The organism is Hymenobacter puniceus, from assembly GCF_014333525.1.
GTDB lineage: Bacteria > Bacteroidota > Bacteroidia > Cytophagales > Hymenobacteraceae > Hymenobacter.
Map to the genome: position 1 here is coordinate 239,683 of NZ_JACSCX010000005.1, position 17,502 is coordinate 257,184.

Genomic DNA, 17,502 nt, shown 5'->3' on the forward strand with positions numbered 1-17,502 from the left:
TTAGCAGTTATCCTTGCTCTCTATCCCCACAAAGTAAGCACCCCATTACCCGGGCCAATTACTTTGCCTGCCACCTATTGCACGTTCCGTTTTTTCTCACCGGAAAGTGCGCACATGGATTCTTTTTTTACCGGCACGCTGCGCCGGATTACGTGCCTGCTGCCGGCGCTGCTTGTTCTGGCAGCCTCCCTGGCAGCGCAGGAGTTGCCCACGCCCATACTGGGCCAGGTTCGCACCGGCGCCGGAGCGCCAGTGGAATATGCCACGGTTACGCTGCACCGTGCCCTTGACTCGGTAGCACTCAAAACCGAGTTTACGGATGCCGGCGGGCATTTTATGATGGTGCCCGCCAGCACGGGCCAGTATCTGGTGTCGGTGGCGCACATCGGCTACGCGCCGGCCTGGGCGGGGCCCTTCCCAGCTACGGGTAGCGCTATTGCGCCACTGCGCATCACGCTGGTGCCGGGTGCCACACAGCAGCTACGCGGCGTTATTGTCACGGGCCAGAAACCGCCTTTCGAGCGCCTCGCCGACCGCACCATCATCAACGTGGAAGGCAGCTCGCTTTTCAGTGGCAGTACGGCGCTTGACGTGCTCAGCCGCTCGCCGGGCGTGACGGTGGATGGCAGCGACAACCTGGCCTTGCGCGGCCAGCGCGGCGTGCTGGTGCTGCTAGACGGCAAGCGCGTGCCCATGACCGGCACGGAACTGGCGGATCTGCTGCGGTCTTTGCCCGCCGAGCAGGTCAGTACCATGGAGCTGCTCACCAACCCGCCGGCTAAATACGATGCGCAGGGCACCGCCGGAGTTATCCTTATCAACCGGAATAAAGACCAGCGCCTGGGCACCAACGGCAGCGTGAATGCCAGCTATGGCCGCGGGCACTACGGCAAGCACACCTCAGGACTGTCGCTAAACCACCGCGGGCCACACGCTAACTTCTACGCTACCTATGCCTACTCCGACCGCCGCAACTTTCAGAACCTAACCTTTTCACGCATCTACCGCCCCGAAAACCAGCTGCCGGTAACCAGCCAGCAGCGCAATGAAATGCGCAACCATCTGGTTTCGCACTCCTGGAAAGTTGGCCTCGACTATACGCTGAGCCCGCAAACCACGCTCGGCGCTATGGTGAGCGGACTGGCCAGCCGGTCGCCGTGGCAGGGCACCAACACCTCCACGTTTTTGGATGCGCAGGGCCAGCCCGTGCGCCAGTACACTTCCGACAACTTCCGCAACCTGCGTACGCCCAACGTGGCCGCCAACCTCACGCTGCGCCACACGTTCCGGCCCGACTCAGCAGGTACGCCCGAGCTGACCGCCGACGCCGATATGGCGCGCTACGGCATCCTGCGTACCCTGGACCTGGCTACCACGTTCAGCTTACCTGCCAATCAGCCTTTCACGTCCCTCACCGGCACGCAAGATGGCTCCCTGCTCATCCAGAGCGCCAAGGCCGACTATGTGCGGCCACTGGCGCGCGGTTTTCGCCTGGAAATTGGGCTGAAAGCCAGCCAAGTGCGCGCCGATAACGACGTGGTGTTCTACCGGGACGGCAGCCGCCTTCCGGACACCACCCAATCGAACCGCTTTCACTACGACGAAAACATCAATGCAGCATACCTGACGTTGTCGCGCACCCGGCCGGGGCTGACCCTGACGGCCGGTCTGCGCGCCGAGCATACCGTAGCCACCGGCCGCCAGGATATCGGCAACGAAAACTTCGACCGCCGCTATCTGCAGCTGTTTCCGAACCTGAGTCTAAGCCGGACGCTGTCGGAATCCCATACAGTAAGCGTTGGCCTGAGCCGCCGCCTCGACCGGCCTACGTACAGCCAGCTCAATCCCTTCCGTTCGTACGTAGATGCCACCTCGTATCGCGCCGGCAACCCCTATTTGCTGCCCATGACCAGCTACAGTGCCGAGCTGACGCACACGTGGCGCCAGAAATACACCACGGGCCTCAGCTACGCACGCGGCCATCAGCCTATCGTGCCGGTGTATCTGGCGCAGCCCGGCCCCGAGCGCCTGGTAGCGGCCACCGACGTAAACCTGCGCACCCGCCACTACTATGCCTTCACTCTGGCAGCCCCGCTGACCCCAACTAAATGGTGGCAGCTTTACACCGATGTCGAGCTGTTCTATATCTACTTTGATGGCCGCCTGAGCAATACCGTTGCGCCCGCCGGACGCCCGGGGGCCATTGCCACTGCCAACAGCACGTTCACGGTTGGTAAGGGCTGGACCGCCGACCTGAGCGGCAGCTACCATTCCCGCGAGCTATATGCCTTTCAGGTGGTGAAGGCGTTTGGGCAGGTAGGCGTAGGGCTGCAGAAAAGCTTGCTGGACGGCCGCGCCACGTTGCGCTTCAATGCCACCGACCTGTTCTACACTGCCCCCATTACGGCTACTTCCCGCTACCAAGTGTTCGAGGAAACGTACCGGGCCAACCAGGATAGCCGCGTGGCTACGGCGTCGTTTTCGTACCGCTTCGGCAGCAACGAGGTGCCACCGGCCCGCAAGCGCGCTACCGGCGCAGAGGAAGAAAAGCGCCGCGCCGTCAGCCAATAGTGGCACCTGGCTCACGCTTTTCAATAAGCGGCCGGCAGAATATGGAGGTGCTGCCTGAGCAGCGAAACCAATCCAGCTTGGCTGGCTTGAGGCTGCCACGAAAGCAGGTAATTCGGGTATATTAAAGCCAAGTGCTGAAAATGAGGAAAAATATTTTCCTTGAGGCGCAACTTCTATGACATATCATACATCTATATTTCAGTAATCAGAAAAGCTTTGGTATGCTCTCCAGTGTCATCTTTTATTCCCTCGATAAAGCCATCCGGCAGTACCGCAAGCTGGCGCAGGCCAATATCGACCGGGCAGGCATTGCCATTACCATCGACCAGTGGCTGGTGCTACGCGTGATTCAGGAGCACGACGACCTGACCCAGACCGACATTGCCGAGCGCGTATTCAAAGACCAGGCTTCGGTGGCCCGCATGATCAGTTTGCTGGCGGGCCGGCAGCTGCTGGTATCGGTGCCTTTGCCCTCCGATGGCCGCCGGAGCCAGCTCCGCGTGACCGAAGAGGGCGAGCGGGTACTGGCTGCTGTGCAGCCGGTGGTGCTCAGTAACCGGGCCCTCGCCCTGCGCGGCCTCTCCGAGGCCGACCTGACCGTGCTCCGCACCTTGCTAGAACAGATTTACCAGAACTGCCTCCCTCCCGCCACCTGAGTTTCACGTTGGCGCCACGCCTTTCCTGAGTTCAGCTGCTACCGATGCCTGCTGAGGTGTACTTGCCGCTTCCACACTCCCTCTACCTAGCAACCTGCTGTACGGGTAAGTCAAGCAAAAAATGTAGCTAAAACTTGCATCTACGAATATATTCGCATACAATTGTACGAACAATTTCGTAGATCAAGATAAAGCGCGACAATTTCCTATCGGGCCCTGCTGCAGCGGGCTTGCCTGGGCATTTCGCACTGGTTGCTGTCAGCCTTCTGCTGAAGAAGCAGCCCAATTCCTCATTTTTCTTATTCACCAGTAAAACAGCGTATTGCGCATGAAAATCTGGCTTTTCTGGCTGCTACGGCGGCCGGCCCTCTTCGCTATTGCCTTTTTGTCAGGGCTATTTACCTCGGTATCTGCCTGGGCACAGGGCGCGGGAACTATAGAAGGGACTGTACAGACAGCTGCCGGCGCGCCACTGGAATTTGCCACACTTACGCTGCATCGGGCGCAGGATTCGGTGGTAATGAAGTCAGAGTTCAGTGACGCGAAAGGCGCTTTCCGGCTTGGGCCGGTAGCAACTGGGCGCTATCTGGTGCTGGCGTCACAGGTGGGGTTCCAGCGGCGCTGGAGTGCACCCGTGGAAGTGGCCGGCACCCTGGTGAAGCTGCCGCCGCTGGTGTTGCAGGCCAGCGGCGCTACAGCCCTGAAAGAAGTGACGGTAGTCGGCCAGAAACCCCTGTACGAGCGCCTCGCCGACCGCACCATTGTGAATGTGGAAGGCAGCACGCTGGCGGCTGGTGCTACTTCCTTGGAAGTGCTGGGCCGGGCACCGGGCGTAACCGTGGATGGCAGCGACAACCTGGCGTTACGCGGCAAGCAGGGCGTCTTGGTGCTGATCGACGGCAAGCGCCAGCCCATGACCGGCACCGAGTTGGCCGACTACCTGCGCGCCCTGCCCGCCGACCAAGTGAAAAATATCGAGCTAATCACCAATCCGCCCGCCAAATACGATGCGCAGGGCGGTGCCGGTATCATTGCCATCAACCTCAAGAAAGACCAGCGCCTGGGCACCAACGGCAGCGTGAATGCCAGCTACGGACTGGGCCGCTACGGCAACGACAAGTACACGGCCGGGCTCACGCTCAACCACCGCCGCAAAGGCCTCAACTTGTTTGGCAGCTACAACTACGCGGACCGCACGAATTTTGGCGCCCTGACGATTTATCGGGACTTTTTCAGCTATCCGGACGGGCAGCGCACGTTTGCGGGCAGCACCGAGCAGGACAACTTCAGCAAGAGCCGCTCCTACTCGCACACCTGGAAAGCGGGCCTGGACTACGACCTGACCGAGCGCACGGTGCTGGGCGCCGTGGTGAGCGGCGTCGGGTTTGAGCTGGGCCAGGACGGCACCAACCTAACCGAGCAGCTAACCGATGCCAGCCAGCTGCAAGCCCGGTATGGCTCGGTGAATACGCGTAGCGTTGAGGCGCCCAACGTAGCCGCCAACCTTAACTTCCGCCACACTTTCGGGGCTGATTCGGTGGGGCCGCGCGAGCTTACCGCCGATGCCGACCTGGCCCGCTACGACACGCGCCGCCTGCAGCTGCTGAGCACCCGCTACACCTTCCCCCGCGACTCCTCGGATTTACTCGACAGCAACCAGCAGGGGAAGCTTTCTATCTGGTCGGTGAAGGCGGATTACACGCACCTGCTAAGCAAGCAGCTCACGCTGGAGGCCGGCGGCAAGCTGAGCTGGGTGCAGTCAGACAATGACCTGCTGTTTCAGGTGCCGGGACCCGACGGCGGCCCGCTGGTGCGCGACCCAACCCGCTCCAACCGCTTCCGCTACGATGAAAACATCAATGCCGGCTACGTGAACCTGGCGTACACGCGCCCTGGCTGGACACTACAAGCGGGTTTGCGAGGCGAGCAAACCAAGGCTACCGGCGTTCCGGACCTACCGGCGCAGGGCTTCGACCGCAACTATTTCCAGCTGTTTCCGAGTGCTGCGCTAAAGCGGGAGTTTTCCAAGAATCACTCGGTTTCGCTATCGTTGAGCCGGCGCATCGACCGGCCTTCCTACGGGCAGCTGAATCCGTTCCGGTCCTACATCGACGCCACCACCTACGGCGCCGGCAACCCCGACCTGCGCCCGCAAACCAGCTACAACTTCGAGCTAACCCATACTTTCCAGCAGAAATACAGCCTGGGTGTAAGCTACAGCGTCACCAACGACCCCATCATCGGGACTGTGCAGCCGGCCGCTGACACGGGCCGGGCAGTGGTATCCACGAGCCAGAACCTGGGCCGCCAGCAGTATGCGGCGCTTACGCTGGATGTCCCAGTGGAGCTGGCCAAGTGGTGGACACTGACCAACAACGCGGTGCTGTATTACAATCATTTCACCGGCGCCCTGGCCGGCACCAACCTCAACACCGGCAAAGTGGCGTATACGCTCACCAGCAACAGCTCCTTCGTGGTGGGCCGCGGCTGGAGTGCCGACCTGAATGCCCGCTACCAGTCGGCCGAGGTGTATGGCTTCTTTACGGTGCGGCCGCAGGGGCAGCTAACGGCCGGCGTCCAGAAGGCGTTGTGGGACCGGAAAGGCACGCTGAAGCTGAACGTAACGGATATTTTTTACACCAGCGTGGTCCGGGCTACTTCCACTTATCAGAACTACGTGGAGCAGTTTTATCAGCGCGGCGACTCCCGAGTGGCCACGCTGTCGTTCAGCTACAAGCTTGGCAACGATAAAGTGTCGCCGACGCGGCGCCGCGCCAGTGGAGCCGAAGACGAGAAGCGCCGCGCCGGTGGCTCATAAAAACACGCCGTGGCTAACTGATTCTGCTGACCTTTGTGGCTGTAGCTGCTATAATCTGCCGTGGCCAATTCGTATTTTCAGTTCAAGCAATTTCGGGTCGAGCAGGGCGAATGCGCCATGAAAGTCAGCACCGACGCCTGCGTGCTGGGCGCCGTGGCCCCAGTAGCCGGGGCCCAGCGGCTGCTGGATATTGGCACCGGCACCGGCCTGCTGGCCCTGATGGCCGCCCAGCGCACTGCCACTGCCGATATTCATGCCGTGGAACTGGACCCGGCCGCCGCCGCGCAGGCCACAGCCAACTTCCAGGCCAGCCCCTGGGCGCCGCGCCTGACGCTGCATGCGCAGCCACTAGCTAGCCTAGCTGCCACTCGCCCCGCCCCTTTCGATTGTATTCTCTGCAACCCGCCCTTTTTCCGCCACTCGCTCCGCTCCCCCGATGCCCGGCGCACCACCGCCCGCCACACCACCGACGCCTCGCTGACCTTTGAGGAACTGGCTGCCTTTGCCGCTGACTTTCTGACGCCCGCCGGCCACCTCACGGTACTGCTGCCACCGCCAGAAATGCAGCACTTCGAGCGGGCCGCAACCTTGGCGGGACTATGGCCGGTGGCGCAGCTCGTCTTGCGGCACCGGGCTGGCAGCAAGCCGTTGCGCCATATTACCACCTTTGGGCGCCAGCGGGCCACATTCCAGCCAACCGAAATACTGGTGCGGGACACCAACGAGCAGTACTCCCAGGAGTTTCAGGCGCTACTGCGGCCGTTTTACCTGGACCTATGAGCCAGCCTTTAGTTGGCTTGGTGCATCGGCCGTTCTGGTTTGCTACAGATATAAATTTTCTACGTTGTGGGGAGTAGCTGGCGCACCTGAGCCAGCTTGTCCTGGTAAAACTCATCCAGCAAATCAGCCTGCACCTGCCCAAACTCGGCCGCAACATAGCGGCGGCGCACGGTGCCATCGGCCAGTACGGTCAGCTCGTCGCAGAGTTCCGTGAGGGAGCCCAGCAAGTGCGAGGTCAGCAGAATGCCAGTGCCCTGCTCGCGCAGCCGCCGCAGAATTTCCATCAGCAGCAGGTTGGCGTTCAGGTCGAGGCCATTGAAGGGCTCGTCGAGGATGAGGTAGCGGAAAGGCTGCACCAGCAGCGCCAGCAATGCCAGCTTCTTTTTCATGCCAGCCGAATACTCTTCGGCGTATTGGTCGAGCGGCAGTTCCAGCAGCTGGTTCCAGCCGTTGAAATCCGGGATACGCCGCCCGCAGGCCTGCAGCGTGAACTCCAGGTACTCGCGCCCGGTGAGGCGCGGGTAGAAATAGGGCTCGTAGGGCAGCAGCCCCGTATGCGGCCGGATCGGCAGGCCGGTGCTTTCCGCCACAGTACCCCGGTAGTCGGCATGCAAGCCGTAGAGGCAGTGGAGCAAGGTGGTTTTGCCAGCGCCGTTGGCCCCTACCAGGCCGTGCAACGTACCAGGACGTAGCGTCAGGCTCACTTCCTGCAATACCTGCTGGGTGCCGAAGGCTTTGCTCAGGTTACGTATTTCAATCATGCCGAAAAGTGGACAAACGATGGCGGCTTTTCCAGATCAGGCCACTGAAAACAACCAGCAGCAACGCGGGGAAAACGGGGTGGCCAGCAAGCAGCACTGTCATGGCCACCACGCCGCTTTGCGTGAGGCGCACCAATAGCGCGTCGGGGTAGAAGGCATAACGGGCCAGCACGACCATCAGCAGCAAGGCTCCGCCCCACACCAGCAGCAACGCGGCCCCGCTCAGGCCAGCAGGCCCCAGGGCCAGCAATCCGGCAAATGGCGCGGCCGTGAGCAGGAAATACAATACAGCCAGCCCAACCCGCCGCCGCAGCCACACGCCTGGCCGCCGCAGTGCGGGCAGCAGCAGCGTCCAGGGCTCAGGAGTGCCATAGCAGCCAACCAGCAGCAGCACCCAAGCCGCCAGGGCCAGCGCCGGCACTATCGGGTGCTGCCGCCACCAGGCCGCTGCTGCCAGCAATAGCAGCCACCATAATTCGGCGTGCATTTGGCGGAAGCCACTCACCAGCTCCAGCGATTCGCTGCGCACCAGACTGAGGCGGCCGCGCATGCCTGCCTGATTGGTGGCAGCGGGTAGCCAGGCGGCAGCAGCGGCCAGCACCACAGTCAGCAAGGCTGGCCAGACGCGTCCAAGCCCTAAAAGGGCTGCGGCAACCGGCAAACTCCACAACCCATACTCCAGAGCCAGCCACGGCCGAAAACGAGGCGCCGTCAGCTGCAGAAACTCCAGATCCGGACGGCGGCGGTGTTGGCTGGCCACCAGCCCCGCCACTACCAGCGGCACCAGCCACTGCCCGGCAGCGTGCGGAGCCAGCACAAACAAAGCCCGCGCCACGGCCAGCAGCAGAAAAGGCCCCAGCAGCGCCAGCCGCCACCAGCCCAGCTCAGCCAGCAGTCGGCCTGCTATTCGTAGCCGCAGCCACAGATACCGTTTCAAGCGCGCAGATATTACCGATTCAAGACAGTGAAACTTCTCAAAGCGTATTCAATACGGCAGGCACTCACCTGCAGCTGCTCTAACGGAACTGACGCACTGTTTCGTGCTCCTCGAACCGAACGCCATAGTCGGCGGCCAACTCAGCCAAAATAGGCTTGTACAAGTCGGCGCGGGTAGGGATGAGCACCCCACGGGTGGCCACTTCACCCCGCGCCAGGCGGCGCACGGCCATGCCCAGCGGCAGTCCTACGGTCTTGGCCATAGCCGTGTGCGTGGCATCGTCGCCGAGCACGACCAGTGACGAAGTACTATCATAATGCACGCCAGCCAGTTCGAACTCGAACAGGTGCTGCATCACAATCATGTCGTGGTCGGTGGGCTGCAGCTGCCACTTTTCCGTCAGCAGGCGCTCCAGCAGCTGCGCGGGCGTGGCGTCGGCAAGGCCTACCGGTTGTTCGGTGAACATCCCCAGCCATTGTAGCCGCTGCATTTCAGGCCCCGCCAGCGGCAAGCCTAAATAGTTGGCGCAATGCGCAGCCAGTTCGATTTCAGTGGTGGTATGCGGCACCGCAACCGGCAAGTACGATTCCAGCAGCTCGCGCCACGTCAGATCGGCTGAGTTTCCAAGGTGTACCGAATCATCCGTCAAGCCCAGGCAAACCAGCGCATGCCAGGCGGCGCAATAGCCGGCCCGGCGCAACGTGCCCCGCAGAATCGTGGGAATATCCTCCAGCCCATAGGGCGCGCGGTAGCCGAGCGAATCCCGGTTGGCGTAGCCGTCGAAGTCGCCGTAACCCGGCATCGTAATCGTTTCGGTGCGGGCAAACAGGTGCTGGTACGGAATGAAGCGCGCCCGGCCGTTTTCCAGGTATTTGGCCGTTCCCTGCCCGGCCAGCACCACGTTGCGCGGGTTCCAGGTGAACTTGTACTTCCACGGATTATCACCTTCCGAATCGGGCGCCAGAAGGCCGCCGCAATACGACTTGAAGGACGTAATCCGGCCGCCACGGGCACGGATATTTTCAATCATAGCCATAGCCGACATATGGTCGAGGCCGGGGTCGAGGCCACATTCCATCAGCAACGTACTGCCCGCAACTCGTGCGGCGGCATCAAGCCCCCTGATTTCCTCACTCACGTAGCTGGCCGTAGCCAGATGCCGGCCTAGCTGCACACACATCCGGGCCACCGGGCCGTGCAGAAGAGCCGGCAGCATTGAAATAACGATGTCGGAGTTAGCTACCAATTCCTGCAACAGGGTTTCGTCTTCCAGCGCGAAGGGCACAGCACGGGCATATTCGCTGTGAGCGGCCAGCACCGGCGCCAGATGCGCAGGATTGGCATCTGCTACAATGATTTGCCAGTTTTCGGTGGCTGCCTGGCGCAGCAGATACTGAATCAGCGAGGAAGCAGAGCGGCCGGCTCCTAGCAAGGTAATACGAGTCATGCAGGGGAATTTGCGGGGGAATAGCGTCGTCGGCTTGGCAAACGAAACAGCACAAAGCGGGGTCAATTCTAGTGAATTCCAGCCAATCAGCTGCTACCTCCCTGCGCGCACATCACGCAGTGGCAGCGAAACTCTGCCGCGTACTGGCTGCCAGCTACGCCTTCAGCAAGCCAGTTGGCGTCATTGCGTAAGAATTGTAGTACATTCACCGCCCCTTCTACAGCCGGGGCCGCGAGCCGGTACCGCAATATCTATTTCTGCCTACTTCATGGCCCACCCGCTCCACCTCACTATTCACGTCGAGGTTCTCACTGAAGCCGAGCTAACGCCCGCCGAAGCTACCACCTGGCAGGCTGCCCGCGCCGCCACCGACCAGGCCTACGCGCCGTATTCCCATTTTCACGTCGGCGCCTCTCTCCTACTCGACGACGGCACCATCTTCCGGGGCACCAACCAGGAAAACGCCGCTTTTCCTTCGGGACTATGCGCGGAGCGCACCGCGTTGTTTGGCTTAGCGGCTTCGCAGCCCGAGCGGCGCATTCTGGGCATGGCCGTGGCCGCCCGCCCTGCAGCCGGCGACTTTGTGCCGGTGTCGTCGTGCGGGGCCTGCCGCCAGGTGATGGCCGAGTATGAGCATCGCCAGAAGCAAGCTATTCCGCTCCTGATGCCCGGCCCGAATGGCAGCATCTATCGGTTTCGCAGCCTTTCCGATCTGCTGCCCTTCGGCTTCAGTGCCGACGACTTGCCCCAGAAAGGGTAGGCGAGCATTACTAGGGCTTTAGGCTTTTTTTGGGCTGACTTCCCGGCAGCTTTGGCTGTATTCTATGCTCTATGGCTCAGGAACACCACTTACCCGTTACGCGCACGGCCCGCTACTTTCAGCTGGGTGAGCTCACGGCCGCTACCCGGCAGGTATGGTTTGTATGCCATGGCTACGGTCAGCTGGCGCAATATTTCATTCGGCACTTCGCCGCCCTGAGTACCACCGACCCGACGCTGGTTGTTGTGGCGCCAGAGGGACTGTCACGGTTCTATCTGCAGGGCACTGGCGGGCGCGTAGGTGCCACCTGGATGACGCGTGAAGACCGGCTCACCGAAATCGACGACTACGTTGCCTATCTCAACCAACTGGCGGCATCCCTCCTGCCTCTTGCCGCACCCGATGTGCGCGTGACGGTGCTGGGCTTCTCGCAGGGCGCTGCTACCGTTAGCCGCTGGCTGGCGCACGCAGCCTTCCGGCCGGCCCGGCTTATCCTGTGGGCCGGCGCTTTCCCGCCCGACATGGACTTCCAGGCGGCGGGCCAGTTGCTGCGCGGTTTGCCGGTTACGTTGGTCTGCGGCGACGCCGATGAGTTCGTCTCGCCCGCCGACATTGAAAAGCAGCGCGACTTTCTGCGTGGCTTCGGCACAGAGCCGGAGCTACTACGCTTCGCCGGTCAGCATACGCTTCATGCCGGCCTGCTGCAACAATTAGCTTTCCGGCCAGCTTAGATCTTGTTTATAAATTTAAGGAGAACGTCATGCTGAGCCTGTCGAAATATCCCGACTGCAGTGCTCACTAACCGTTACTGCAACGAAACAGCAGAAACCCTTCGGTAAGCTCAACATGAAGGAATCGACGCTTTCATAAAATCCTAAACACGTTCTTATCATCAGTTGGGCCGTTAGCAATAGGCTGCTTGTGCGCTAGGCCTCGCGCCGAATAGTCGCCGCCGCACCTTGCGCTGTTGGCAGCAACAGCACTTCAGCCACGTTCACGTGTGGCGGGCGCGTCACCATAAACTGGATAACTTCGGCTACATCCTGCGCTACAAGCGGCTGAAACCCTTTGTATACTGCCTCAGCGCGGGCTTCATCCCCTTTAAAGCGCACCTTGGAGAAGTCTGTTTCCACTGCGCCAGGGTTCACTTCGGCCACCCGGATATTGTGCGGGAGCAGGTCCAGGCGCATTGTCTTGGTTAGCATCGACACGGCCGCTTTGGATGCACAATACACGTTGCCATTTGCGTAGGCCTCCGAGCCGGCTACAGAGCCAATGTTAACGATATGGCCCACCTGCCGCTGCGTCATGGCTGGCAGCACAGCCCGGCTCACGTAAAGCAGGCCTTTCACGTTCCCGTCCAGCATAGCGTCCCAGTCATCTGGGCTGCCGTCCTGAACCGGAGCCAGCCCGTGGGCATTGCCCGCATTATTGATCAGCACGTCAATAGTGGCAAAAGCATCAGGCAGGCTACCCACCGCAGCTTCCACCGCGCCCCGGTCGCGCACGTCGAAAGTGAGAATGTGCGTTGGAGTATCCAGCAGCTCCCGGGCCAGTTCCTCCAGCTTCTCGCGGCGGCGTCCGGTAATAACCAGTTGAAAGCCGGATTGCGCCAGCGCTATGGCCGTGGCCCGGCCAATACCCGAAGAAGCACCGGTGATGAAAGCAGTTTTCATAAATGCAGTTAAACGCTACCTGCCTGAACCGAGAAATGGCCGACCGTACCAACAGAATGTTGGGTGGCCAGCCATTTCTCGGTTCAGATATGCAGCTGTGATTTACTCAAAATTCAGGTACAGCGTTACCGTATTGCTGCGCAGACTTTGCAAGCTGCGGCTGTAGATGTTATCGACGCCTTGGTGTTGATTGCTTAGCCCGTGCGAGAAGCGCAGCTCTGGCGCAAACTTGAAGAACGGGTAAAACAAATCGAGCCCTACTCCATACTCGATAGCCAAGTCACTGCTGGCCACCGACAGTTGGTTGCGCTCCGGGTCTTTACGGCGGGTTCCCACATTCACGCTGGGCTTGAGGCCGCCCACTATGTACACGCGTGTATTGCGGCGGCGCTCCGAATGAAACTTCACCAGCAGCGGCAGATCCACTTGTGTGGCTCCTACTTCCTGCGTCAGGATTTCCGGTGGGTCGTCTTCATTGGCAGGGTCAGGAATGTAGCCGTCAGGCTTGAACTCAATCTGGCGCGTGATAAAGCTTACGCCCGGCGCAAAGCGCAGATTCAGGTAATCATTGAGCCGCGCATCTCCCACAAAGCCAACAGAAAAACCAGGGCTTATCTTGGAATTAGCCGTTACGCCCCGCGAAGTGCCGAAGTTTGCAATATACGCTGGCGACTGTTCGATCTTATAGCTGGAAAAGTTAGGCGCAATGAAAAACCCCGGGTGAAACCACTTGTCGTCATAGCCAGGCAGGTTTTGCACCGTAATGGACTTAACGCGGCCCCCTTTGCCCCGGCTGGCGCTGGAGCGGCTATTATTCTGAGCAAGGCTACTAAGAGGTATGGCTAAAGCCAGCAACCCGGCCAGCGTGAATTGGCTTACTTGAGTGCGGTGTAGATGGAGCTGATGCCGAAAGTGAGGGGTTGCCATGCGGGAGTAGTAAAGCCAACCTGCCGGAGAATAGCCAGAAAGTCGGGGCCATCCGGAAAGGCCTGCACCGATTCGGGCAGGTACGTATAGGCGGCGCGGTCCTTGGAAATGAGTTTGCCAAATACCGGCAGAATATGCCGGAAGTAAAAATTGTAAGCCTGCTTCATAGGAAAGGCCGTGGGTTTGGAAAACTCCAGTATCACGAGCTTGCCGCCCGGCCGCAGTACCCGGCGCATTTCAGCCAGGCCAATGGCCAGGTTTTCGAAATTGCGCACCCCAAACGAGGCGGTGACTGCATCAAAGTGGTTGTCTGGAAATGGCAGGTTCTCAGAATCGCCTAGTTCCAGCTTAATCCGGTTGGTAAGGCCCTTGGCTTCCAGCTTACGGCGCCCGACAGCCAGCATGCCTTCCGAAATGTCTACGCCCGTCACTTGGGCGTCGGCCGAGGCAGCCCGTAGGGTCTCAATAGCGAAATCAGCCGTTCCGGTAGCAATATCCAGAATCCGGGCCGGGCGCAGCTGTGTCAGTTCGCCCACAGCCTTACGCCGCCAGTAGATATCGGTGCCAGCACTTAGGAAGTGGTTCAGGAAGTCGTACTTCCCGGCTATGCTGTTGAACATATGCGCCACCTGCGACTTTTTGCCGGCGGTGTCGTCTTTGTAGGGTACTACGGCCATGGTTCTGGGGCGAACAACGAGAATTCAGGGGCGAAATTGCCCAAACATAACGTGGGTTCGGCCATTATGTTGAAAAAAAACGGGCCGGACAATTTGCCCGGCCCGTTTTACTAGCTGCTGGAAGCAACTTAGTCGTTGTCTGTCTTCACTTTGGTCTTCTCGCCGTTGGCATCTTTGGTCTTGGCATCGATGGTACCTTCTTTGGTTACCGTCTTGCTCTTCTCGTCCGAAGCACCTTTGGTTTTCACTTTAACTTTGTCGCTGTCCTCGTCCACTTTGGTTTTCACCTTGGTGCCGTCGGCCATCTTCACCTTGCTCTTGCCAGGCTGCAGCGGCGTAGTACGCACCGGCGTACCGGAAGTAGGCGTAGCAGGCGGCGTCATGGTTGGCATGGCTTCGCCTTCTTTCAGGATGGTGCGGAACTCTACGCGGCGGTTAAGCTGCATGTTCTCCGGCGTGTCGTTGCCAGCGGCCGGACGACGCTCACCGTAGCTAACCGTTACCATGCGGGTCTCATTTACGCCCTGCTTCTTCAGGTAGTTGTAAGCAGCATTAGCCCGGTTCTGGCCCAGTACCATGTTGTACTCGTCGGTGTTGCGCGAGTCGCAGTGGCCTTCGATGGAGATATTTACGCCGGGGTTGGCAGCCAGGATAGCGGCAATGTTGTTCAGCTCCGTGATGCTCTCAGCCCGCAGCTTGTACTTGTCGGTATCGAAGTAGATTGGCTTCATAGCCACACCTGCCACCATGCTGGTGTCGATGTAGTCTACGTAGAAGTTCTTCTCAATTACCGTCGAATCGTTGGTCGATACGGGTACTGCAAATTCCTCAGTGGCTACATTCTGGCCGTCCTTGGAGGCAGCTACCTGGTAGGTACGGCCCGAAAGCACATTCACCTGGTAGTCGCCGGTTTCGGGCTTGGTCACGTCACGGTAGCTCAGTGCCGTTTTGTCGGCCTGCGTACCGCTGAACACCACCTCTACGCCTGGGATTACCGTCGTGCTGTCGCGCTTGCTGAACACTTTTCCCCGGATGATGGCGTTTTTGATGTAGTTGATGGTGTAGATATCCTTCTCACCATAACCACCGATGCGATACGACGACAGGTAAGCGTACGAGCCGTTCGGGCTCAGACGGTAGTATGTATCATCATCCGGCGTATTCACCGGATAGCCCATGTTCTCGGGGCGGCCCCACTTGTTGCCCACCGAGTCGTAATCCGACTTGAAGATGTCGTAGCCGCCCATGGTATTGTGGCCACGCGAAGCGAAGTACAGTGTCCGGCCGTCTTTGCTCAGGTACGGGCTGTCGTCGTCGTACTTGGTGTTGATGCCTGCAACCGGCTTGGCCGTGCCCCAGTCGCCACCCTGCTGGCGGGTTGCGTAGTAGATGTCCAGCGTACCGTCCTCCGAGTACTTACCCGTAGAGAAGTAGATGGTGCGGCCGTCCGGCGTGATGTATGCATCCGATTCAAACGCCTTAGAGTTGATGTTATCGTTCAACTTCTTCGGCTCCGTCCAATCAGCACCCGACTTCTCGGCGTACATAATGTCGCCGTTCTCGTCGTTGCGGTACATCAGCAGCTTGGTGTCGTTGTCGAACACCTGAATCGAAGCGTCGTGGCCTTTGCCGTTGAGTACGGTGCTCAACGAACGAGGCTTCTCCCAGTTCTCGTCGTCGATACGGCGAGCCTCATAGATATTCTCGTAGTACTGTCCGTCGGTGGCAAGGTTTTTATCCTTCTTGTTCTTGGCGTCCTGTGCAATCGACTGGGCGCTCATGTTGTCGGAACGCGACGTGAAGAGCAGGATTTTATCGTCCTGCGAAATCACCGGGCTGTGCTCCGAGTACGGCGTATTAATCGTCGGACCCAGGTTTTTCACGAAAATATCCTTGGGGCTGTTGAACTGCACCTTGGCATTTTTCGAATGCTGAATCAGCTGGGCCAGCTGTGCTTTGCGCGTATCCTTAGGCTTCAGCGTAGCATTATACGCCTGGTAGTGCGTGATGGCCTCGTCAAAGTTGTAGTTAAGGTGGTCAACGCGGCCCAACCAGTATTCTACATCCTTGGCAACTTTCGGCTTCAGCTTCTGGGCCTTATAGATGTAGTCGCTGGCCTTCTCCTTATCAAACGACATGTAAGAAATACCAGCCCGGAACAATGCCAATGCATTGTTAGGCTCCTTGGCTAATACCTGCTCATAGTAAGGAATGGAGGCCCGGTAGTTCTCTTGGTCGAATAACTTATTTGCAGTCTTAAGCTGCTGGCGCGTGCTCTGGGCCAGCGCAGGCTGGGCCACGGCAGCGGTAAGAGCTAAGGCGCAAGAGGCTTTCAATAACCTTTTGACTAAGTTGTCCATCTGAGGAGGGGTTTGAGGAATAAGGAGTTGCAAGAGGAGTTAACCCAGGTGCGAATGCTGCTGGCAGCAGTAGTTTTTCGGTAAGATGCCTCTTATACTGAAAACCTGTCCTAGGGTTAAGTAGGGAACTATTTTTTTCACGCTAAGAAGAGTGGAATCTCTTCTTTATGCTGCTTGTTTTGAGATACTGGCGAGTGTGAGGCAAAGGAATTTGGGGGCAAAGATAGAAATTTTATAATACCGCCTTAGTCCCATCCAATTAATTAAAATTATTGTATCAGCCCAAAAAAATATAATTCAATGCCATTAATTTTGTTTGGGCCGGGCATTCGAACCGCGCAAATATAGGCCTGCTTTGCAAACAACCTCATCTAGGCCATGAATTTTGCTTTTCCTGTAGGCAGGTGAGCATGGCAGTGGCAAAGTGTTTCTGGGCGTACCTTTGCCGCCACACCAGTTCGATTTATTATGCAAATCCGTGACGCTTCTTTTTTGATGAGCAACACGCGGGTGGACCAATGTCCGCCGCCCACGCTGCCTGAATACGCTTTTATTGGACGTTCCAACGTGGGAAAGTCCTCGCTTATTAATATGCTACTGGAGCGTAAAGGACTTGCAAAAACTTCTTCCCTACCAGGAAAAACGCAGCTTATCAACCACTTTTTGGTGAACAAGGAGTGGTATCTGGTTGACTTACCGGGCTATGGTTACGCGAAGGTCAGCAAAGACAGCCGCGTACAGTGGGGCCGCATGATTAATTTCTATCTGCGCCAGCGCGAAAACTTATCGTGTGTGTTTGTGCTCATTGATTCCCGGCATAAACCACAAGCTGTAGACTTGGAATTTATGGAAATGCTAGGCACCGAGGGCATTCCATTCGTAATGGTTTTTACGAAAGCCGACAAACAATCGGGGAGCCGCACGCACCAGAACGTAACGGAATATATGCAGAAGATGAGTGAATCGTGGGACGAGGTTCCCCGGCATTTTGTCACGTCGGCAGAGGAAAAAACCGGCCGCGACGAGGTACTAGCGTTCATTGAAGATGTAAACCGCCAAATAACCCAAACGGAGGAGATTGTGTAGATTGGCCCCGTAATTGTCTGGGTACTACGCTGGATTATTCCAGCTG

14 protein-coding genes are annotated in these 17,502 nt (G+C 58.9%); 7 read left to right on the forward strand and 7 right to left on the reverse strand.

All coding sequences use genetic code 11. The annotated features are described in order from the left end of the window. The first annotated feature begins 114 nt into the window (after positions 1-114). The 4 genes from H8B14_RS15355 (at position 115) to H8B14_RS15370 (ending at position 6,825) form a co-directional block, all read left to right on the forward strand. Positions 115-2,571 (forward strand): outer membrane beta-barrel protein, encoded by a 2,457-nt coding sequence (locus tag H8B14_RS15355; protein WP_187316538.1) that lies wholly within the window; start codon positions 115-117, stop codon positions 2,569-2,571. A gap of 221 nt (positions 2,572-2,792) precedes the next feature. Further along, entirely contained in the window at positions 2,793-3,227 is a 435-nt protein-coding gene (locus H8B14_RS15360; protein ID WP_187316539.1) for a MarR family winged helix-turn-helix transcriptional regulator, read from the forward strand. Between the two features lie 328 nt (positions 3,228-3,555). Continuing rightward, entirely contained in the window at positions 3,556-6,045 is a 2,490-nt protein-coding gene (locus H8B14_RS15365; RefSeq protein WP_187316540.1) for a TonB-dependent receptor domain-containing protein, read from the forward strand. Positions 6,046-6,105: 60 nt separating this feature from the next. Further along, positions 6,106-6,825 (forward strand): tRNA1(Val) (adenine(37)-N6)-methyltransferase, encoded by a 720-nt coding sequence (locus H8B14_RS15370; RefSeq protein ID WP_315984839.1) that lies wholly within the window; start codon positions 6,106-6,108, stop codon positions 6,823-6,825. Between the two features lie 59 nt (positions 6,826-6,884). Here the strand turns inward: H8B14_RS15370 and H8B14_RS15375 are convergent, their stop codons facing one another. The 3 genes from H8B14_RS15375 to H8B14_RS15385 all read right to left on the reverse strand — a co-directional run bounded on the left by H8B14_RS15375 (position 6,885) and on the right by H8B14_RS15385 (position 9,970). Then, positions 6,885-7,586 (reverse strand): ATP-binding cassette domain-containing protein, encoded by a 702-nt coding sequence (locus H8B14_RS15375; protein ID WP_187316541.1) that lies wholly within the window; start codon positions 7,584-7,586, stop codon positions 6,885-6,887. Next, on the reverse strand, positions 7,579-8,523 hold the full coding sequence (locus H8B14_RS15380) for a hypothetical protein (protein ID WP_187316542.1): 945 nt from the start codon (positions 8,521-8,523) through the stop codon (positions 7,579-7,581). Before H8B14_RS15380 ends, H8B14_RS15375 begins: the two co-directional genes overlap by 8 nt. 79 nt (positions 8,524-8,602) lie before the next feature. After that, entirely contained in the window at positions 8,603-9,970 is a 1,368-nt protein-coding gene (locus H8B14_RS15385) for a saccharopine dehydrogenase C-terminal domain-containing protein (RefSeq protein ID WP_187316543.1), read from the reverse strand. A 268-nt stretch (positions 9,971-10,238) separates the two neighbouring features. Here H8B14_RS15385 and cdd point away from each other — a divergent pair, with 268 nt between their 5' ends. Next, positions 10,239-10,730: a cytidine deaminase gene (gene cdd, locus H8B14_RS15390; RefSeq protein ID WP_187316544.1), complete on the forward strand. Its 492-nt coding sequence runs from the start codon at positions 10,239-10,241 to the stop codon at positions 10,728-10,730. A gap of 71 nt (positions 10,731-10,801) precedes the next feature. After that, positions 10,802-11,461: an alpha/beta hydrolase gene (locus H8B14_RS15395; protein WP_187316545.1), complete on the forward strand. Its 660-nt coding sequence runs from the start codon at positions 10,802-10,804 to the stop codon at positions 11,459-11,461. A 195-nt stretch (positions 11,462-11,656) separates the two neighbouring features. On the opposite strand, the gene H8B14_RS15400 is transcribed toward H8B14_RS15395, so the two are convergent. The 4 genes from H8B14_RS15400 to H8B14_RS15415 form a co-directional block, all read right to left on the reverse strand. After that, positions 11,657-12,406, reverse strand: coding sequence for an SDR family NAD(P)-dependent oxidoreductase (locus H8B14_RS15400; RefSeq protein ID WP_187316546.1), 750 nt, complete (start codon positions 12,404-12,406; stop codon positions 11,657-11,659). Positions 12,407-12,508: 102 nt separating this feature from the next. After that, complete coding sequence (porT, locus tag H8B14_RS15405; protein ID WP_187316547.1) at positions 12,509-13,333, reverse strand: type IX secretion/gliding motility protein PorT/SprT; 825 nt, start codon at positions 13,331-13,333, stop codon at positions 12,509-12,511. Continuing rightward, positions 13,282-14,010, reverse strand: a complete 729-nt coding sequence (ubiE, locus tag H8B14_RS15410) for a bifunctional demethylmenaquinone methyltransferase/2-methoxy-6-polyprenyl-1,4-benzoquinol methylase UbiE (protein ID WP_187316548.1) — start codon at positions 14,008-14,010, stop codon at positions 13,282-13,284. Before ubiE ends, porT begins: the two co-directional genes overlap by 52 nt. Positions 14,011-14,138: 128 nt before the next feature. Continuing rightward, on the reverse strand, positions 14,139-16,310 hold the full coding sequence (locus H8B14_RS15415; protein ID WP_315984840.1) for an OmpA family protein: 2,172 nt from the start codon (positions 16,308-16,310) through the stop codon (positions 14,139-14,141). Between the two features lie 528 nt (positions 16,311-16,838). Between H8B14_RS15415 and yihA the strand changes: the two genes are divergently transcribed. Beyond that, positions 16,839-17,456 (forward strand): ribosome biogenesis GTP-binding protein YihA/YsxC, encoded by a 618-nt coding sequence (yihA, locus tag H8B14_RS15420; protein ID WP_187316550.1) that lies wholly within the window; start codon positions 16,839-16,841, stop codon positions 17,454-17,456. Positions 17,457-17,502: the final 46 nt, after the last annotated feature.

Excerpts from the sequence above, each read along its gene's own strand:
- H8B14_RS15365 (WP_187316540.1), top strand. The coding sequence starts at position 3,556 with ATGAAAATCTGGCTTTTCTGGCTGCTACGGCGGCCGGCCCTCTTCGCT.
- yihA (WP_187316550.1), top strand. The coding sequence starts at position 16,839 with ATGCAAATCCGTGACGCTTCTTTTTTGATGAGCAACACGCGGGTGGAC.
- H8B14_RS15375 (WP_187316541.1), bottom strand. The coding sequence starts at position 7,586 with ATGATTGAAATACGTAACCTGAGCAAAGCCTTCGGCACCCAGCAGGTA.
- ubiE (WP_187316548.1), bottom strand. The coding sequence starts at position 14,010 with ATGGCCGTAGTACCCTACAAAGACGACACCGCCGGCAAAAAGTCGCAG.
- H8B14_RS15360 (WP_187316539.1), top strand. The coding sequence starts at position 2,793 with ATGCTCTCCAGTGTCATCTTTTATTCCCTCGATAAAGCCATCCGGCAG.
- H8B14_RS15395 (WP_187316545.1), top strand. The coding sequence starts at position 10,802 with ATGGCTCAGGAACACCACTTACCCGTTACGCGCACGGCCCGCTACTTT.
- H8B14_RS15400 (WP_187316546.1), bottom strand. The coding sequence starts at position 12,406 with ATGAAAACTGCTTTCATCACCGGTGCTTCTTCGGGTATTGGCCGGGCC.
- cdd (WP_187316544.1), top strand. The coding sequence starts at position 10,239 with ATGGCCCACCCGCTCCACCTCACTATTCACGTCGAGGTTCTCACTGAA.
- H8B14_RS15355 (WP_187316538.1), top strand. The coding sequence starts at position 115 with ATGGATTCTTTTTTTACCGGCACGCTGCGCCGGATTACGTGCCTGCTG.
- porT (WP_187316547.1), bottom strand. The coding sequence starts at position 13,333 with ATGGCAACCCCTCACTTTCGGCATCAGCTCCATCTACACCGCACTCAA.
- H8B14_RS15385 (WP_187316543.1), bottom strand. The coding sequence starts at position 9,970 with ATGACTCGTATTACCTTGCTAGGAGCCGGCCGCTCTGCTTCCTCGCTG.